This window comes from Salinibaculum sp. SYNS191 (assembly GCF_037338445.1).
Taxonomy (GTDB): Archaea; Halobacteriota; Halobacteria; order Halobacteriales; family Haloarculaceae; genus Salinibaculum; species Salinibaculum marinum.
Genome location: NZ_CP147838.1, coordinates 767,421 through 782,486 on the forward strand (window position 1 = coordinate 767,421; position 15,066 = coordinate 782,486).

General features: G+C 66.9%; 23 protein-coding genes and 1 tRNA gene. 2 read left to right on the forward strand and 22 right to left on the reverse strand.

The features are described 5' to 3' along the window. Positions 1–225: 225 nt before the first annotated feature. From WDJ57_RS04125 to WDJ57_RS04210, 18 genes are read right to left on the reverse strand one after another with little or no spacing between them, the layout of a single operon-like run. The gene (locus tag WDJ57_RS04125) at positions 226–762 is read right to left on the reverse strand and encodes a 50S ribosomal protein L6 (RefSeq protein WP_338904176.1); all 537 of its coding nucleotides are present in this window, start codon (positions 760–762) and stop codon (positions 226–228) included. A gap of 2 nt (positions 763–764) precedes the next feature. After that, positions 765–1,157: a 30S ribosomal protein S8 gene (locus WDJ57_RS04130; protein ID WP_338904178.1), complete on the reverse strand. Its 393-nt coding sequence runs from the start codon at positions 1,155–1,157 to the stop codon at positions 765–767. Continuing rightward, on the reverse strand, positions 1,154–1,357 hold the full coding sequence (locus WDJ57_RS04135; RefSeq protein WP_338904179.1) for a 30S ribosomal protein S14: 204 nt from the start codon (positions 1,355–1,357) through the stop codon (positions 1,154–1,156). Before WDJ57_RS04135 ends, WDJ57_RS04130 begins: the two co-directional genes overlap by 4 nt. Further along, complete coding sequence (locus WDJ57_RS04140; RefSeq protein ID WP_338904181.1) at positions 1,354–1,884, reverse strand: 50S ribosomal protein L5; 531 nt, start codon at positions 1,882–1,884, stop codon at positions 1,354–1,356. Before WDJ57_RS04140 ends, WDJ57_RS04135 begins: the two co-directional genes overlap by 4 nt. After that, positions 1,881–2,663: a 30S ribosomal protein S4e gene (locus tag WDJ57_RS04145; RefSeq protein WP_338904183.1), complete on the reverse strand. Its 783-nt coding sequence runs from the start codon at positions 2,661–2,663 to the stop codon at positions 1,881–1,883. The genes WDJ57_RS04140 and WDJ57_RS04145 overlap by 4 nt, the downstream gene beginning before the upstream one ends. Next, positions 2,660–3,022 carry a 50S ribosomal protein L24 gene (gene rplX / locus WDJ57_RS04150; RefSeq protein ID WP_338904184.1) on the reverse strand — a complete coding sequence of 121 codons (363 nt, stop codon included), beginning with the start codon at positions 3,020–3,022 and terminating at the stop codon, positions 2,660–2,662. The genes WDJ57_RS04145 and rplX overlap by 4 nt, the downstream gene beginning before the upstream one ends. Beyond that, complete coding sequence (locus WDJ57_RS04155) at positions 3,019–3,417, reverse strand: 50S ribosomal protein L14 (protein WP_338904185.1); 399 nt, start codon at positions 3,415–3,417, stop codon at positions 3,019–3,021. The genes rplX and WDJ57_RS04155 overlap by 4 nt, the downstream gene beginning before the upstream one ends. After that, positions 3,417–3,743, reverse strand: a complete 327-nt coding sequence (locus WDJ57_RS04160) for a 30S ribosomal protein S17 (RefSeq protein WP_338904187.1) — start codon at positions 3,741–3,743, stop codon at positions 3,417–3,419. Before WDJ57_RS04160 ends, WDJ57_RS04155 begins: the two co-directional genes overlap by 1 nt. After that, a complete protein-coding gene (locus WDJ57_RS04165) occupies positions 3,734–4,030 on the reverse strand; it encodes a ribonuclease P protein component 1 (RefSeq protein ID WP_338904189.1) in 297 nt (98 codons plus the stop codon). The genes WDJ57_RS04160 and WDJ57_RS04165 overlap by 10 nt, the downstream gene beginning before the upstream one ends. After that, the gene (gene rpmC / locus WDJ57_RS04170; protein WP_338904191.1) at positions 4,030–4,257 is read right to left on the reverse strand and encodes a 50S ribosomal protein L29; all 228 of its coding nucleotides are present in this window, start codon (positions 4,255–4,257) and stop codon (positions 4,030–4,032) included. Before rpmC ends, WDJ57_RS04165 begins: the two co-directional genes overlap by 1 nt. Beyond that, positions 4,254–5,189 carry a 30S ribosomal protein S3 gene (locus WDJ57_RS04175; protein WP_338904193.1) on the reverse strand — a complete coding sequence of 312 codons (936 nt, stop codon included), beginning with the start codon at positions 5,187–5,189 and terminating at the stop codon, positions 4,254–4,256. The genes rpmC and WDJ57_RS04175 overlap by 4 nt, the downstream gene beginning before the upstream one ends. After that, entirely contained in the window at positions 5,189–5,656 is a 468-nt protein-coding gene (locus tag WDJ57_RS04180; RefSeq protein ID WP_338904195.1) for a 50S ribosomal protein L22, read from the reverse strand. The genes WDJ57_RS04175 and WDJ57_RS04180 overlap by 1 nt, the downstream gene beginning before the upstream one ends. A gap of 1 nt (position 5,657) precedes the next feature. Next, entirely contained in the window at positions 5,658–6,080 is a 423-nt protein-coding gene (locus tag WDJ57_RS04185; protein ID WP_338904197.1) for a 30S ribosomal protein S19, read from the reverse strand. Next, entirely contained in the window at positions 6,077–6,802 is a 726-nt protein-coding gene (locus WDJ57_RS04190; RefSeq protein ID WP_338904198.1) for a 50S ribosomal protein L2, read from the reverse strand. The genes WDJ57_RS04185 and WDJ57_RS04190 overlap by 4 nt, the downstream gene beginning before the upstream one ends. Positions 6,803–6,804: 2 nt before the next feature. After that, on the reverse strand, positions 6,805–7,056 hold the full coding sequence (locus tag WDJ57_RS04195; protein WP_338904200.1) for a 50S ribosomal protein L23: 252 nt from the start codon (positions 7,054–7,056) through the stop codon (positions 6,805–6,807). Beyond that, complete coding sequence (rpl4p, locus tag WDJ57_RS04200) at positions 7,053–7,793, reverse strand: 50S ribosomal protein L4 (RefSeq protein WP_338904202.1); 741 nt, start codon at positions 7,791–7,793, stop codon at positions 7,053–7,055. The genes WDJ57_RS04195 and rpl4p overlap by 4 nt, the downstream gene beginning before the upstream one ends. A 3-nt stretch (positions 7,794–7,796) precedes the next feature. After that, positions 7,797–8,807, reverse strand: coding sequence for a 50S ribosomal protein L3 (locus tag WDJ57_RS04205; RefSeq protein ID WP_338904204.1), 1,011 nt, complete (start codon positions 8,805–8,807; stop codon positions 7,797–7,799). A gap of 4 nt (positions 8,808–8,811) precedes the next feature. Then, positions 8,812–9,657 carry an RNA methyltransferase gene (locus WDJ57_RS04210; protein ID WP_338904205.1) on the reverse strand — a complete coding sequence of 282 codons (846 nt, stop codon included), beginning with the start codon at positions 9,655–9,657 and terminating at the stop codon, positions 8,812–8,814. Between the two features lie 214 nt (positions 9,658–9,871). On the opposite strand from WDJ57_RS04210, the gene WDJ57_RS04215 reads away from it, so the two are divergent. Further along, the gene (locus tag WDJ57_RS04215; RefSeq protein WP_338904207.1) at positions 9,872–10,327 is read left to right on the forward strand and encodes a ferritin-like domain-containing protein; all 456 of its coding nucleotides are present in this window, start codon (positions 9,872–9,874) and stop codon (positions 10,325–10,327) included. 34 nt (positions 10,328–10,361) lie between these two features. Here the strand turns inward: WDJ57_RS04215 and WDJ57_RS04220 are convergent, their stop codons facing one another. From WDJ57_RS04220 to WDJ57_RS04235, 4 genes are all read right to left on the reverse strand, one after another. Continuing rightward, positions 10,362–12,506: a PAS domain S-box protein gene (locus WDJ57_RS04220; protein WP_338904209.1), complete on the reverse strand. Its 2,145-nt coding sequence runs from the start codon at positions 12,504–12,506 to the stop codon at positions 10,362–10,364. 221 nt (positions 12,507–12,727) lie between these two features. Continuing rightward, positions 12,728–12,798 (reverse strand) — tRNA-Gly (locus tag WDJ57_RS04225). A 131-nt stretch (positions 12,799–12,929) separates the two neighbouring features. Continuing rightward, positions 12,930–14,024 (reverse strand): radical SAM protein, encoded by a 1,095-nt coding sequence (locus WDJ57_RS04230; protein WP_338904210.1) that lies wholly within the window; start codon positions 14,022–14,024, stop codon positions 12,930–12,932. 70 nt (positions 14,025–14,094) lie between these two features. Then, on the reverse strand, positions 14,095–14,646 hold the full coding sequence (locus WDJ57_RS04235) for a HalX domain-containing protein (protein WP_338904212.1): 552 nt from the start codon (positions 14,644–14,646) through the stop codon (positions 14,095–14,097). Positions 14,647–14,731: 85 nt separating this feature from the next. Here WDJ57_RS04235 and WDJ57_RS04240 point away from each other — a divergent pair, with 85 nt between their 5' ends. After that, a complete protein-coding gene (locus WDJ57_RS04240; protein ID WP_338904214.1) occupies positions 14,732–15,046 on the forward strand; it encodes a thiamine-binding protein in 315 nt (104 codons plus the stop codon). Positions 15,047–15,066: the final 20 nt, after the last annotated feature.

Below are 15,066 nucleotides of genomic sequence, written 5' to 3' on the forward strand. Positions count from 1 at the left end.
CTTCGTCTTCGTCGACTTCTTCTTCGTCGTCGGCTTCGGCCTCTTCGGCCTCTTCGTCGTCTTCTTCGACTTCCGCAGCCTCGTCTTCGGCCCCCGTCTCCTCGACGTCGGCCTCGTCGACCTGTTCGTCGGTCGCTTCCTCGTCGGTCTGTTCTGTCTCGGCCGCCTCGGTCTCCTCCTCGGAGTCCTCGAAGGCGACTTCCTCCTCGGGTTCGTCGTCTGCCATCAGGCGTCACCTCGCTTCGGTTTCTGTGTGATGTAGACGCCGTCCTGGAAGACGCGAACGTCCTTGTCCTGGACGCGCGTCAACTGCTCGATGTCCGCGGCAGTCTGCCCGACGTCTTCGATGTCTGGTCCGCGCAGCGTCACCTGCTCGTCGCTGACTTCGACCTCCGTGTCGCCGTGAATCTCGGTCCGTCGCGGGGCACGCTCGCCGAGGAAGTTCTCGATAACGACCTCGTCGCCCTCGACGCTGACCTGCATCGGGAAGTGAGAGTAGAAGACTTCCATCTCGTACTCCCAGCCCTCGGTCACGCCGTGGAACATGTTGCGTACGTGGCTCTCGAAGGTGCCCATCGTCGACTTCGTCTTGGCGTCCTCGGCGTCGCTCGTGATGACGACCTCGTCGTCGTCGACGGTGACCGAGACGTCCGGATACCAGAGGCGGCGCGTGACGCTGCCGTTCGGTCCCTCGACGGTGAGGTCGAGATGGTCCACCTCGACGCTCACCTCGTCCGGTGTCTGGAGTGCTGTTCGTGGCATTGTTAGTAGACGTATGCGATGACCTGGCCGCCGACGCCCTCCTCGCGGGCCTCGTAGTGGCTCATGACGCCACGTGAGGTTGTGACGACGAGCGTCCCGTAGTCACGGGCGGGGAGGAACCGCTTCTCCCACTTCTCGTACTCGTCGGCCGTCGCGGAGTAGCGTGGCTTGACCGGGCCACATTCGTTGATTGCGCCTTTCAGTTCGACGTCGAACTCGCCGGCCTTGCCGTCGTCGACGTACTGGAAGCCGCCGATGTACCCGCGGTCGTAGAAGACCTCGAGTACCGAGCCGATTTCGTTCGATGCGGGCTGTACCGTCTGGTCGAGATGCCCGACACTCTCTGCGTTGTTCAGCGCCGAGAGCGCGTTGGCGAGTGGGTCTGTTCCTGTCATGAGTACTTCTTGAACCCCATGCTTCGAGACACCTCGCGGAAGCACTGCCGGCACAGGTAGATGTCGTACTTGCCGACCAGTCCCTGTTCGCGGCCACAGCGCTGACACGCTCGTAGCTGTCCCGTGCGTTTCGCGGCTTGCTCGCCGGTGCGCTCCGCCTCGCTGTCGCCGTTGTCGGCGTCTGTCTCGCTCTCGCTCATTGTTCGACCTCCACGTCGAAGGTGTTCTCGACGAACGCCACCGCGTCGGCGACGTCCAGGCGGTGTCCGGAGGGAATCGGCCGCGAGGCCTTGTCCCGCTTTGCGACCCGGTAGCCCGGCCGGACGAGGTTGACCGTCACGTCCAGCCCGTAGATACCGATGGTCGGGTCGTACTCCTGGCTCGGGAACTCCGTGTGTTCCTCGACGCCGAAGCTGAAGTTGCCCGTGTCGTCGAACTGCGAGGCCGAGATGTCCACGAGCGGCAGCGCCGTCTCCAGGAACTCCTCGGCGAGTTCGTCACGTAGCGTGACCTTCGCGCCGATGGGGTCCCCTTCGCGGATGTTGAACTCCGGTTCGGTCTCCTTTGCGGTGGTCCGGACCGGCTGCTGGCTCGTGACCTCCGCCAGAATCTCCTCGCCGTTTGCGAGTTCGACACCGCCCTGGCCGACGCCCATGTGGACGACGACCTTCTCGACGCGGGGTTCCCGCATCTCGTGGAACTCACCGCTCTCGGTCTCCGAACTCATTCGTCGTCACCTCCGTCCTCGTCGTCCTCGGCGGCCGCCGCCTCCTCGGCGGCGTCCTCCGCATCGCCCTCGATGAAGTTCTCGTCGATGACGACGACGTACTCCTCGACGGTCTCGAAGCCGCCCTCGTCGGCGACGCCGGGAATGTCTTCCTGGGTCGCGAGGACGTTGTTCTGGGCGCTACCGGGCGTGACCTGAATCTCCTCGATGCGGCCGATGTCGCCCGCGTGGGCACCGTCGACCGCGGTCACGAGCGCACCCACATCGTACTCGAAGTGGGCGACGACTTCGTTGTCGTCGTTGGCGACGACGACCGAGTCGCCGCCGCTGTAGCCGGCGTCCTCGTCGACCAGCAGCGTCTGTCCGTCGTGGAGGGTCAACTGGACCTCTCCGCCGGGGACGTTGCGCTTGCCCACGATTTTGCCGAGCTTCGACTGCGCGCTGTCCTCGTCGATGGGGGTCAGCGACAGCCGACCGCCCTCGCCGGGGAACACGCGGTAGAACTCCTCGCGCTCGGTAAAGGCCAGGATGTCGAACATCCCGACAGGCCGCTCCTCGTCGGAGACCGGCGTGCCGTTGATGACGACGTTGTCCTGGTTGAGCGCGTACCGTGCTTCCTTGCGGCTGTCGGCGTAACCGAGCACGTCCCGCAGGATGATGAGCAGGGGCACCCCTGCCTCGCCGTGGGGACCCGCGTCGGCCTTGACGGTGAACGTGTCCGTCTTCCGCTCGACAGGCCAGCTGTTCGGGACCGAGAGTCGTTTCTGGTGTTTCGTCATGCGCTATCCTCCTCCGATTCCAGGCGGGCCTGCCGCTCGTCGTCGGAGAGGTTCAGGGACGTCACGCGGAGGTTGCTCGCGTCCAGCGGACGCGGGACTTCCTCCCCGTCGGCGGTCTCCTGGGTGACCTCCTCGACGTGCACGACCGCCTCGCGGAGGTCGACGTTGACGACTTCTTCCTCTTCGCCGGCGAAGTCGCCGCGCAACACCTCGACGGTGTCGCCCTCGTTGACGCGCACGTTTCGCTGTCCGTACTCCTCGCGGAGGTCGTCGGACAGCGTCGCGCGCACCTCCGACTGGCGCTCGTGCAGCGGGGCCTGTGCCGTCTGTTTCCGCTGCTTGCGTGGTTGTCGTGTCATACTATCATCGTCGCTGTCGACGCGATACTTCCGAACCGCTCCGCGACCTCCCGCGCGATGGGACCTTTCAGCTCGGTCCCGCGCGGGTCCTCGTTCTCGTCGATGATGACGGCCGCGTTGTCCTCGAACTTCACCCGCGTGCCGTCGGGGCGGCGGATGGGCTTGCGCTGCCGGATGACGACAGCTTCGAGCACCTGGCGGCGCATCTCCGGCGTGCCCTTCGTCACCGAGACCGTGACCTTGTCACCGAGGCCGGCCTTCGGGTGGCGATTGACGGTACCGGAGTAGCCGTGCGTGCTGATTATCTTCAGCTCACGCGCGCCCGTGTTGTCCGCGCAGGTGACCAGCGAGCCCTTCTCCAGGCCCTGCGTGACGTCGGCCTTCAGTGCCTCCATCACTCGTCACCTCCGTGAACCTCGACTACTACGTGGGATTTGGTCTTCGAGAGCGGTCGTGTCTCTGCTATCGTGACCGTGTCGCCGACCTCCAGGTCCATGCACGGGGGTGCATGAGCCGGGACGCGGCTGCGCCGTTTCATCAGGCGGTCGTACTTCGGGACGGGTACGTCGTACTCCCGTTCGACGACCACGGTCTTCTCCATGTCTGTGGAGGCGACTTCACCGTCGAGCGTCTGCCCGCGGACACCCAGTGTGCCGTGGAACGGGCAGTTCTCGTCGGAGCATGTCTCCTCCGGGTTCGCTACGTTCAATCCTAGCGCCATTGTGAATCACCTGTCTGTTCCGTGCGTCGTGCCGGTCGCGCGACGAGTTTCGACCCCTCGACGGTGACCATCTGCGTGCGGTCACCGCGCGGGATGGCAAACTCGAAGGTCGCGTCGGCCTTCGGCACGTGGAACACCCGAGTGTCTCCCTCTACTCCCAGCGTCTTCGTCGTCTCCAGCACCACGTCGCCGGCGATGCCGACGAGGTCGGGGTTCGAGGCCGAAACGACTTCGACCGTCAGCCCGACCAGTTCGTGTCGCGGGAGCGTCTCGGGTGTCAGTGGCATTACGCTGCCTCCTCGGCGACCTCGTCGAGGTCGCCCTCTTCTCGCTGTATCGTCTTGATGCGCGCGATCGCCCGGCGGAGTTCCTTGATGCGCCCGGGGTTCTCGGGCATCCCGCCGGCGGCCTTGACGGCCTGGTCGTTGAGCAGTTCCGTCTCGAGGTCCTCCAGCTCCGCCTCGCGCTCTGCGGGCGTCATGTCGCGGATTTCCTCGGCGTGGAGAATCGTCATTCCTCGTCACCCTCCTGCTCGTCCTCGTCCATCTCGTCCATCAGCTCTTCCGCTTCGGCTTCGGTCTCCTCGTCGAGTTCCTCGTCGACGTCGGCCGCGAGGTCGTCGAGTTCCTCCTCGACGTCGGCCTCGTCGGGGACCTCCGGGTCTTCGAAGTCGTCGACGACTTCCTCCTCGATGACCTCCTCGGCCGACTCGGCCGATTCGGCGGCTTCCTCTGCCTCTTCCGGCGGGGCACCCATAGACGGCTCCTCGCCCTCCTCGGCTTCTTCGTCGGGCTCGCCGGCGAGCAGTTCGTCGACGCCCTCGGCTTCCTCGACGTAGTCCGAGACGTCGACGTCCTCGTAGATTTCGAAGTCGTCGGGCAGTTCGGCGTTCGGCGGGATGATCTTCACCTGCACCCCGATGGTGCCGAGTTTCATCACTGCCGTACCGATGCCGTGGTCGACAATCTCCTCGGCGGGCTCGCCGTTGTGCTTGATGTAGCCGCGGTTGAACTTCTCGACGCGCGAGCGTGCGCCCGTAACCTTGCCGGAGAGGACGATCTCCGCGCCGAGTGCGCCCGCTTCCATGATGCGGTCGATGGTCGTGTGACCGGCCTTGCGGAAGTACCAGCCGCGTTCGAGCGCGTTGGCGAGGCGGTCCGCGACGATGCGGGCGTTGAGGTCCGGTTCGTCGACTTCCTGGACGTCGACCTGCGGGTCGTCGAGGTCGAACTCCGTCTCCAGGGTGTTCGTGATCTTCCGGATGTTCTTCCCGCCCTTGCCGATGACCATGCCGGGCTTTTCCGCCTTGAGCACGATCTGCGTGCCCATCGGCGTCTTGGCGACTTCCATGCCGCCGTAGCCGGCGCGGCCGAGTTCCTTCTGGAAGAACTCGTCAATCTGCGTGCGCTGGAGGCCGTTGTCGATGAACTGCTGTTCGTCGGCCATTATTCATCGCCCTCCTGTTCTTCGAGGATGAGTTCGACGTCCACTTCTGGGGAGTTCCACGGCGAGGCCCGCCCCATCGCGCGGGGCTTGCGGCCCTGGTTCTCGCCGACCTTGTGGGCGGCGACGTGCTTGATCGTCATCTCCTCGCCCTCGAAGCCCTGGTGGTCGGCGTTGCCGATGGCGTTCTCCAGCAGGTCGAGAAAGCCCTCCGAGGCCTTCTCGGGGAAACGGCCGGCGTCCCAGCCGTCGATGTCCTTGCGGTGACCGACGCCCGAGTTGTGCTGGCGGAAGGGAACGGACCGCTCGCCGGCGATGACCGCTTCCAGGTACTCGACCGCGTCGGCCGCGGTCATGCCCTTGATCTCGCGGGCGATGGCCTTGCTGTGCTTGTGGCTCATCTGACGCTCCCGGAGCATCGCTTTGGCCGTCGTGTCCGGGTCCGCGTCGACTGAATAGCTGATTCCCATGTTATTTGAGTGGCACGAACTTGGAGGAGCGTGTCGCTCCGATGCCGGCCTGTCCGTGCTCGACCGACGTGCGGGTCAGCTGGAACTCGCCGAGGTAGTGCCCGAGCATCTCCGGCTCTACCTTGACGCGTTCGAAGCTCTGCCCGTTGTGGACCGCGAAGGTCAGCCCGACCATCTCCGGGACGATCGGCATGTCCCGCAGGTGTGTCCGGATCGGGTTGTTCGCCGTCTGCTCCTCCTCGGCGTCGCGTGCCTTCTCCAGGAGCTTCTCGTGGTCGACGGACAGACCGCGTTCGATAGTTCGCCGCTGGCGTGCGGGGAGCAGTTCCGCGACTTCCTCCAGTGTCATCTCCTGCAACTCGTCGAGCGTGTGACCACGGTAGGTGAACTCACCCTCGTGGCCGATTTGATATTCTGAACTCATTCGCTGTCACCACCTCGACCAGTGCGTTTCGAGGAGATGTCCCCGACCTTGCGGCCCGGGGGTGCGTTCCGCGAGATGGACTTCGGCTTGCCGGGGTGTTGCCGGCCGCCGCCACCGAAGGGGTGGTCGACGGCGTTCATCGCAACACCGCGGACAGTCGGCCACTTCGTCCCGCGGGCTCTCATCTTGTGGTACTTGTTTCCGGCCTTGACGAACGGCTTCTCCGTCCGGCCGCCGCCGGCGACGACGCCGATGGTCGCCCGACACTGCGGGTCGAGGCGCTTGACCTCGTCGCTGGGTAGCTGGACCACCGCGACGTTGCGGTCGTGGGCCATCAGCGTCGCGTTGACGCCCGACGCGCGGGCGAACTTCCCGCCGTCGCCGGGGTTGGCCTCGACGTTACAGACCGGGACGCCTTCCGGAATCTCCGCGAGCGGGAGCGTGTTCCCCGGCTCAATCGCCGAGGAGACGCCGACCTGAATCTGGTCGCCGACGCCCACGCCTTCCGGCGCGAGCACGAGGCGCTGGTCGCCGTCCTCGAACTCGACGGCGGCGACGGGCGCGCTCCGTGCCGGGTCGTGCTCGATGTCGACGACCGTCCCGGAGACGACGTCCGCGTCCTCGACGTTGCGGTGCGACAGGTCTGCCTTGTAGCGGTGCGACGGCGCCCGGAACGTGGGCGAGCCGCGGCCGCGTCGTTGTCCCTGAATTCGTCGTCCCATGGTCAGAACACCCCGATGCGGCTGGCGATTTCCTGTGCGTCGTAGTCGTCGGTGAGCAGGACGGTCGCCTTCTTCTCGCCCTGTGGCGTCACCATCGTCGTCACCTTCTCGATTTCGACGTCGAACTGCTGTTCGATGTCGGCGACGATTTCGGCCTTCTCGGCGTCGGTGTCGACGATGAACTGCATCTTGTTCTCGAAGTCCATCTTGTCGACGGCCTTCTCGGTGACCGTCGGGTACTTGATGACGCTCATCGCGATGCGACCTCCTCAATGGCGCTCTCGGTGAAGACGGTCAGTCGACCGCCCTGTCCGCCGGGTGCGAGGTCTTCCGCGTTGACCTCCTGTGCGGTCGCCACGTCCGCGCCCGCGAGGTTGCGAGCGCCACGCGACGGTTCCTCGCTGGTGACGAACAGAATCGACTTCGCGCGACGACGCTTGCGGCCGCGGGCCGAGCCCTTGCCGGCCTTGATGGTCGTCTCGTCCGCGCGCTCGATGTCGGCGTAGACGCCGAGTGCTTCGAGCACGTCGACGACCTCCTGCGTCCTGTGGACGTCCTCGAACTCGTCGCTGACGACCAGCGGGAGCTCCACGTCGTCGAACGCGTGACCGCGCTCGGCGACGACCTCGGCGTCGGCGGTGGCCGCGAGGGCCGACCGGACGGCGAGCTGGCGCTCCTTGTCGTTGATGTCGAGGCCGCGGTCCTTCTCGGTCTTCGGCGGGTGGGCGCGGCGCCCACCGACAGCCTGGGGCACGCGGCGTGCCTGGCCGCCCTCGCGCGGGACGTGGGCCATGCCACGACCGCTGCCGAAGGACTCTGCGGGCGTCCGCAGGCCCGCGTATTCGTCTGAACCGTAGTCCTGCTTCCTGTTGGCCTGGGCGGCGAGGACGGCCTTCCGGATGAGGTCCGGTCGGTAGGCCGTCTCGAAGACGTCGGGGAGGTCGACCTCGCCCGCGTCCGCGCCGTCCAGGTCGCGTACTGTTGCCTGCATAGTTTATCCCTGGTTCGACTCCTCTGAGACGTAGCGCACCTCGGGGTCGAGGCGCGGCTGGTCGTTCGGACGCACTGCCGGGCGCATGCGGACGACCCGCTGCTCCGGTCCGGGCACCGAGCCCTTCACCAGCGCGTACGAGCCGTCGACCTCGCCGTAGTTGATGAAGCCGCCGTTGACGGAGGCTCCCTCGTCGCCGAGGTCGATGAGCCGTTTGTTCAGCTCGGTTCGCTGATGATAGCCCATCTGCCCCTGCTGGGGCACGGTCGACCGGACGCGGCTGGGGTTCCACGGGCCGAGGTTGCCGATGCGTCGGCGCCAGCCCTGGCGGGCGTGTTTGCCCTTGCGTTTCTGGACGCCCCAGCGCTTGACGGGACCCTGCGTCCCCTTGCCCTTCGTGACGCCCGCGACGTCGGCGTACTCGCCGGCGCGGAAGACGTCGGTCACGTTGTAGCTGCCCTCCGCGAGCAGTTCGAGACCGAAGTCGACGCGGTCGGCGACGGAACCGCCGCCGACGCGGTTCTCCATCACGTCGGGTTTCTTCTTCGGGACGCCGTCGAGTTCGCCGGGCACGGTGTGCGTGATCGCGCGCACGTCCGCGACGTCGCCGGCGTCGAGTGCGTCTCGTATCTGTTCCTCTGCCGCCTCGGCATCGTGCTCCTCGGGGGTGTTGAGCGCGCGGTCGAGTTCCGGGTGGAACTCGTCGGCCCAGACCTCCGTGAGCGGGCGCATGCCGTACGGCGTGTCTTCGTAGGCTCGAAGCGCGACGACCCGGTTGGGGGGCGTCTCGACGACTGTCACGGGGACAGTCTCCTCCATCCCCTCGCGGGGGGAGTCGGGCTCGTCGTTGATCATCACGACGTGACTCATACCGGCCTTGTAGCCGGCAAAGCCCTGAAGCCCGGGCTGGCCGTCGTCGTCGGGCCAGCTGTTGAACCGCGGCGTCTCACTGGACGCGCGGCTCCGCGGGCCGAAGCCCAGCGAGCCTTTGCGTGGTCTGCTTGATTGTGGCATGGATTCACTCCTTGAGGGTCAGGCAGGCGAGGGTGGCGAACATCGCTTCCTCCGTTCGCACCACCTCGCTGCCCTGGTTCGGAACCGTATTCAGCCAGAGGTCGAATCTGCCTGTCTCGCCGTGGTCCGCTCCGAGTGCGTCCGGGTCCAGACCCAGTATGGCGGGGAGCCCCCGCTCGGGTGCACCGAACGCGACGGTTAGTTCCGGGTCGCCGCTCGCCGATATCGCCTCGACCAGCTGGCCGAGACGTGCGACGCCGAGTTCCTCGCCGTACCGCGAAGCGGCGATGGCAAGTCCCGCGTCGTCGCGTGCGAGCGCCGAATCGAGGTCCGCGGCGTCGACGGCGAACCCCGGAGGGGACTCGCCGACGAGTTTCGCCCGGACCGGCTCTCTCGAAGAGACCCTGACGGTGACACGCTCCCCCTCTCCGACCTCCATCGCGGAGGGGACGGGGAGGGAGATCGGGTGTTGCAGTCCGCAATTGACCCGGACGTGCCCATCAGCACCGACCTCGGTCACGATTCCCTGTCTTAACGACCCCGAACCCTCGGATCCGGAGCCGGTCTGTGAACGGACGCGGAGCGGCGGCAGGACACCGGCGTACTCCAGTTCGTCCCGCCTGTCCCATACCTCCTTTCGGAGGTAGGGGGGTGTGGCGGCGTACCGCAGCACGGTTTCGACGAACCCGTCCTCCCACTTCCCCTTCCCGTCGGGGTCGGGGTAGACCGTGAGCCGGTCGACCCGGAAGACGGTGGCCGCACGGGCCACGTAGCCGAGTTTGCGAGTCGCCTCGCGTCTGTCCTCGGCCTCCCGGGCGAGGGAGGTCGGCACGAGCACGCTGACTGTCATGCCGTGACGCTTCCACGTCGCGCCACTAGACTGTGCCGATACATCTCCCATCCGCACTTAAAAAGTGCCCGTTTCTCGAGCACGGTGAGACGCGTTCACATGGCCCGATACCCTGAAAAACGGGCAATAAACTGTAACCGTCTGTCGAGAACAACGCAACCAGTTACTGATTGGCAGAACACACATTACGGTGGAGAGCGAACCGTCAGGTGTCATGTCTTCTGACCGCGTCATCGAACTCCTCAGGGCGGCCTACGGGGACGAGATGGAGACCGTGATGAACTACCAGACAAACGCCATCGTCCTCGACGGGGTCCGCGCCGAGGAGATAAAGGAGAGCCTCCAGGCGGACATCCAGGAGGAACTGACCCACGCCCAACAGCTCGGCCAGCGGCTCAAGCAACTCGACGCCCGGCCCCCGGGCTCCGCGGAGTTCACGGCCCGGCAGGACTCGCTGCAACCACCCGAGAACTCGACGGACGTCCTCTCGGTCATCCGCGGCGTGCTCGACGCCGAGGAAGACGCCATCGACACCTACCGCGACCTCATCGGGGCCGCCAGGGAGGCCGACGACCCGGTGACGGAGGACCTCGCCGTGACCATTCTCGCCGACGAGGAGGCCCACCGCACCGAGTTCCGCGGCTTCGAGAAGGAGTACCAGAGCGACTGAACTGAATCGGGTCTCGAAGGGGAGGACGGCGGGACTAGCGGTCGACGAACGTGACGCCGGTGAACTCGACCCGCGCGCCGCCGGCGTCGCTGGCCGCGACACTGACTTCCCAGTCGTGAGCGTCGGCGAGTTGTTCGACGATGCGGAGTCCGAAGCCCGTACCGTCTTCGGAGGTCGAGTAGCCGCGCTCGAACACCTCCGAGCGCTTCTCCGGCGGGATGCCCGGTCCATCGTCCGCGACGCAGAATCCCCCCTCTACGTCTCCGACGGTGACAGTCACGCCCGGGCCGCCGTGGTCCACGCTGTTTTGCACGAGGTTCTCGAACATCCGGCGGAGGCGGCTCCGGTCGGCCAGCACCGTGGACTGGGTCTCGACGGCCAGCGTCGCGTCGCCGGTCTCCACGGTCTTCCAGCAGGTCTCGGCAGTCTCCGCGAGCCCGACCGGTTCGACGGTCTCGACGGGATTGCCCTCGCGAGCGAGCGTCAGGACGTCCTCGATGAGCGAGCGAATCCTGTCGTGTGCGCGCGCGACAGACTGTAGCTCGTCGCTGTCGCGGTTCTCGCGAGCCAGTTCGAGGTTCCCCTCGGCCACGCTCAGCGGACTTCTGAGGTCGTGGCTGACGACGCTGGCGAACTCTTCGAGGCGCCGGTTCTGCCGTTCGAGGTCCCGTTCGCGCTCCCGGCGGACCGTCACGTCCCTGCCGATGCCGACGACCTGCGGGCGCCCGTCGGGATGCTCGACGCGGTTCGCGACGAACTCGTAGGGCGTCGTCGAGCCGTCCGCCGCCAGGACCGGCGCTTCGAGGCGTGCGTGGCCGGTTTCGAGGACTGCCTCGAAGTTCTCCGCCGCCGCCTCCCGGTAGTCGTCGGGGACGAAGTCGACGGCGTTCAGCGACGGTATCTCCGCGTCGGGGTAGCCGGTCACGTCGGCGAAGCTCTCGTTCCAGCGCTGTGGCGTGCCCTCGGCGTCGTAGATGAAAAACAGGTCGTCGATGGCGTCGAGCATGCGGTCGGTGTACTCGCGGTAGCGTTCGAGGTCGCGCTCGCGTTCCCGGCGCTCGGAGACGTCCCGGCTGATGACGACGAAGCGGTCCTCGCCGGCCAGGTTGAGCCGTCTGACGTGCAACTCGACGGGGAACGTCTCGCCGTCCCGGGTCCGGTAGACGCTCTCCAGACGCAGTCTCTCGCCGGCGTCCATCTCCGCCCAGACGTCGGCGGCCTCGTCCCGGTCGAGTTGCTGGTCCACGTCCCACACCTTCATGTCGGCCAGTTCCCCCGCGTCGTAGCCCGTCTTCTCCCTGAACCGGGGGTTCGGGTCGAGGATGTTCCCGTCCGTGTCGTGGACGTTTATCATGTCCGGCGAGTTCTCGAACAGCGCCTCCAGGCGGGCCGAGGTCCGTTCGAGACGGCGTTCGCGCTCGATGCGCTCGGTGATGTCCTGGAACAGCGAGAAGACGGCGACGACCTCACCCTCGTCGTCGGTGACGACGCGGTTGTGCCACTCGCAGGTGATGTGCTCGCCGTCCTTGCGGACGTTCTCGTCGACGCTGTGGTACCCGCCCTCGGCCTCCGCCAGAGCCGACGTGACCTCGTCGACGTTCTCGTAGCTCGAACTGGCGACGAGTGTCTCCCACGTCTCCCCGCGCAGGTCCGACTCCGAGTAGCCGAGGATGTCCTGCCCGGCCTCGTTCAGCCCGACGATTTCGAAATTCTCGTCGTACTCCAGCACGCCGAGCGGGGACTGCTCGATGAACAGGGAGAGGCGCCGCTGGCTGGCTTCGAGTTCCCGCTTGGACCGGTACTGCTCGACGGCGTTGGCGATGCTGTTCGCGAGCACCGTGTACTGCCCCGTGCCGCGTTCCTTCTGGAGGTAGTCGGTGACGCCGGCGGAGACCGCCTCGCTCGCCACCTCCTCGCTTCCCTTCCCCGTGAACAGGACGAACGGCAGTTCCGGGCGGGTCTCGCGAACGGTCTCCAGGAAGTCGATGCCGGTCGGACCCGGCATGTCGTAGTCGCTGACGACGCAATCGACGGCGTCGCCGAGCCGCTCCAGTCCCTCGCTGGCGTCGGTCGCCGTCGTGACGTCGAACCGCTCGTCCTCCCGTTCGAGGAACTCCGCGGCCATGTCGCCGAACGCGGGGTCGTCGTCGACGTGGAGAATCCGGATCGACTCGGTCATCGTCCGCTCTTGCACGCCAGCCGACAAAGTGTTATGGGAGTGTCAGTGCCGTGCCCTCGTTGCTGTCAATGCTGTTTCAGGTCCGACCTCGCCGACGGCCAGTTTACCAGTGTGGACCGTTGGCACGAGGGATGTTTCAGCCACCCAACTATTATTCTCCGCGGTTCGCAAGGAGACGAGGAAACGCTACGCGGTGCTCGTCAGGTTGCTCGCCACAGAAGTGCGCTGGCCGAGATTTGAACTCGGGTTAGGACCGTGGCAGGGTCCTGTGATACCACTACACCACCAGCGCTCACTGCATCCGCGCTGTGCGCACAGACGCACCGCGTCTGCTCACCACCAGCACGTTGCATTACTACGTACTGTCGATGGTAGATAAAAGGGTTCCGAAAACGGCGCGGGCCGGGGGTTTTCGCCCCGGGGTCACCCGACCAGCGACGCGATGCGCTCGGGTCCGGGACACAGCGGGTCGCTCGCCAGCGCGTCGCCGTGTGCGGCGTAGGCGCGCGACCGCGACCCGCCACAGACCGACCGGTGGGGGCAGGTGCCACACCGCCCGGCGAACCCATCCGCGTCCCGGAGCGAGCGAAGCAGCTGGGACTCGCGGTAGACGTCGACCACGCTCGCCTCCCGGACGCTGCCGGCCGAGCGGGGGAGGAACCCCGAGGGGTACACCTCGCCGGTGTGGCTGACGAACAGGAACCCGCGGCCGGCCCGGGTCGAACCGACGCGGGCGTCCGAATCGACCTGCTGTGCGACCACGCGGTAGTGCGGTGCCTCGACGGTGATGAGCCGGAACGGCGCGCCGCGCTGGCGCTCGTAGAGCCACTCCATCAGCTCGACGCTCGCCGGTGGCGAGAGCGGTTCGAGGTCCGTCCCGTTGCCGACGGGCACGAGGAAGAACACCTCCCACATCGCCGCGCCCAGGTCCGCGACGATGTCGGCGATGTCGGGCAGCGAATCGACGGTCGCCGCGGTGACGGTCGTGTTTATCTGAATCGGGAGGCCGACCTCGCGGGCCTGCCGGGCCGTCCGGAAGACCGCCTCGTAGGACCCCTCCTCGCCGCGGAAGCCGTCGTGTGCGGCGGCGGTCGCCCCGTCGAGGGAGAGCGCGATGCGTCTGACCCCCGCATCGGCCAGCTGGGCGACGGTCTCGCGGTCGAGGTTGTCCGTCGGCGCGGGCGTCACGCATGTCGGGATGCCCTGCGCGGTGGCATACTCGACGAGGTGGAACAGGTCGGGGCGCTCCAGCGGGTCGCCGCCCGAGAGGACGAGAATTGGGCCGGGGTCGCCGAAGGACGCCACGTCGTCGATGAGGGCCTCGCCCTCTGCCGTGGTGAGTTCGTCGGGATGGCGCTCCTCCTGTGCCTCCGCGCGGCAGTGGTCACAGGTCAGCCCGCAGGCCTGCGTGACCTCCCAGGTGAGAATCAGCGGCGTGCGGTCGTAGTCTCTGCCGTGGCCTGGCCCGCCCGTGCCGGGGTGGGCCGACGAGTCGCCACTGTGGCCGTGGTCGTGCATACCGGTCGTACCCGCTCGCCGACGGTCAACGGAGAGGGGAAGTACCACGGGTCTTTATCGACGGACCATCCTACGTCGGCAGCAGGCGCTCGTCGAACTCCCGTTCGGCCTGCAGTTCGGCGAGTTCGCGTTCCAGTTCCTCGATGCGCGCCTGCAGTTCCGCGAACCGCTCGCTGTCGGTGAGTTCCGCCTCGGTCCGCTCGACCTCCATGATGTTGCGCTTGACGATTTTCGAACTGAGTTCCTGATACTTCTGCTCGTAGGTGTTCAGCGCGAGCAGGCGCTCGACGGTCGAGCGCAGGTCCGCCGTGTCGACCGGTGCCGTCAGGACGTCGTCGAACCCCGCCGCGACGACGTCGAACTCCGGGGCTGTGGCGGTCACGAGCGCGACCCGGCAGTCGAGCCCGCGGGCGTCTATCTCGTCGAGCGCCTGGTCGCCGGAGATGCCGGGGACCCCGCGGTGGAGCAGCAGGACGTCGACGCCATCGTCGAGTTTCGAGAGGGTCTGGCCGCCGTTTTCCGCCAGCCGGAGGGCGTGGTCGTCCGCCAGCGCGCGCTCGGCGTGGTCCGCGAGCGCTCCCGCCTCGGCTGCGACGAGGACCGTCGCCGTGTCACCGCCCATGGTCGAGTCACTCGGAGAGAACTATCATAACTGCTTGGGCTGGGCCACCGTCAGAGGTACCACCCCCGCCCCCGTAGCCTCGCGCATGACAGCGAGTGGCTTCCTGACCGTCTCGCCGAAAGTCGAGGGGAGCATGGCACCGGAAATCGCGAAGGCCGTCGACGCGCTGGAGGACCATCCGGTCAGCTACGAGACGACGCCGATGGGAACCCTGCTGGAGGCGGAGGACGCGGCGACGCTCTTTGCGGCCGCTCAGGCCGCCCACGAGGCCGTCGACAGCGACCGCGTGGTCACCTTCCTGAAACTCGACGACAAGCGGGCGACGGACGCGCCGATGCGCGAGAAGGTCGACGCCGTCGAGGAGCGCCTGGGTCGGGACGCGCGGGGCGGGCCGGACTGACCGGCGTCCGCGAGTTCTTA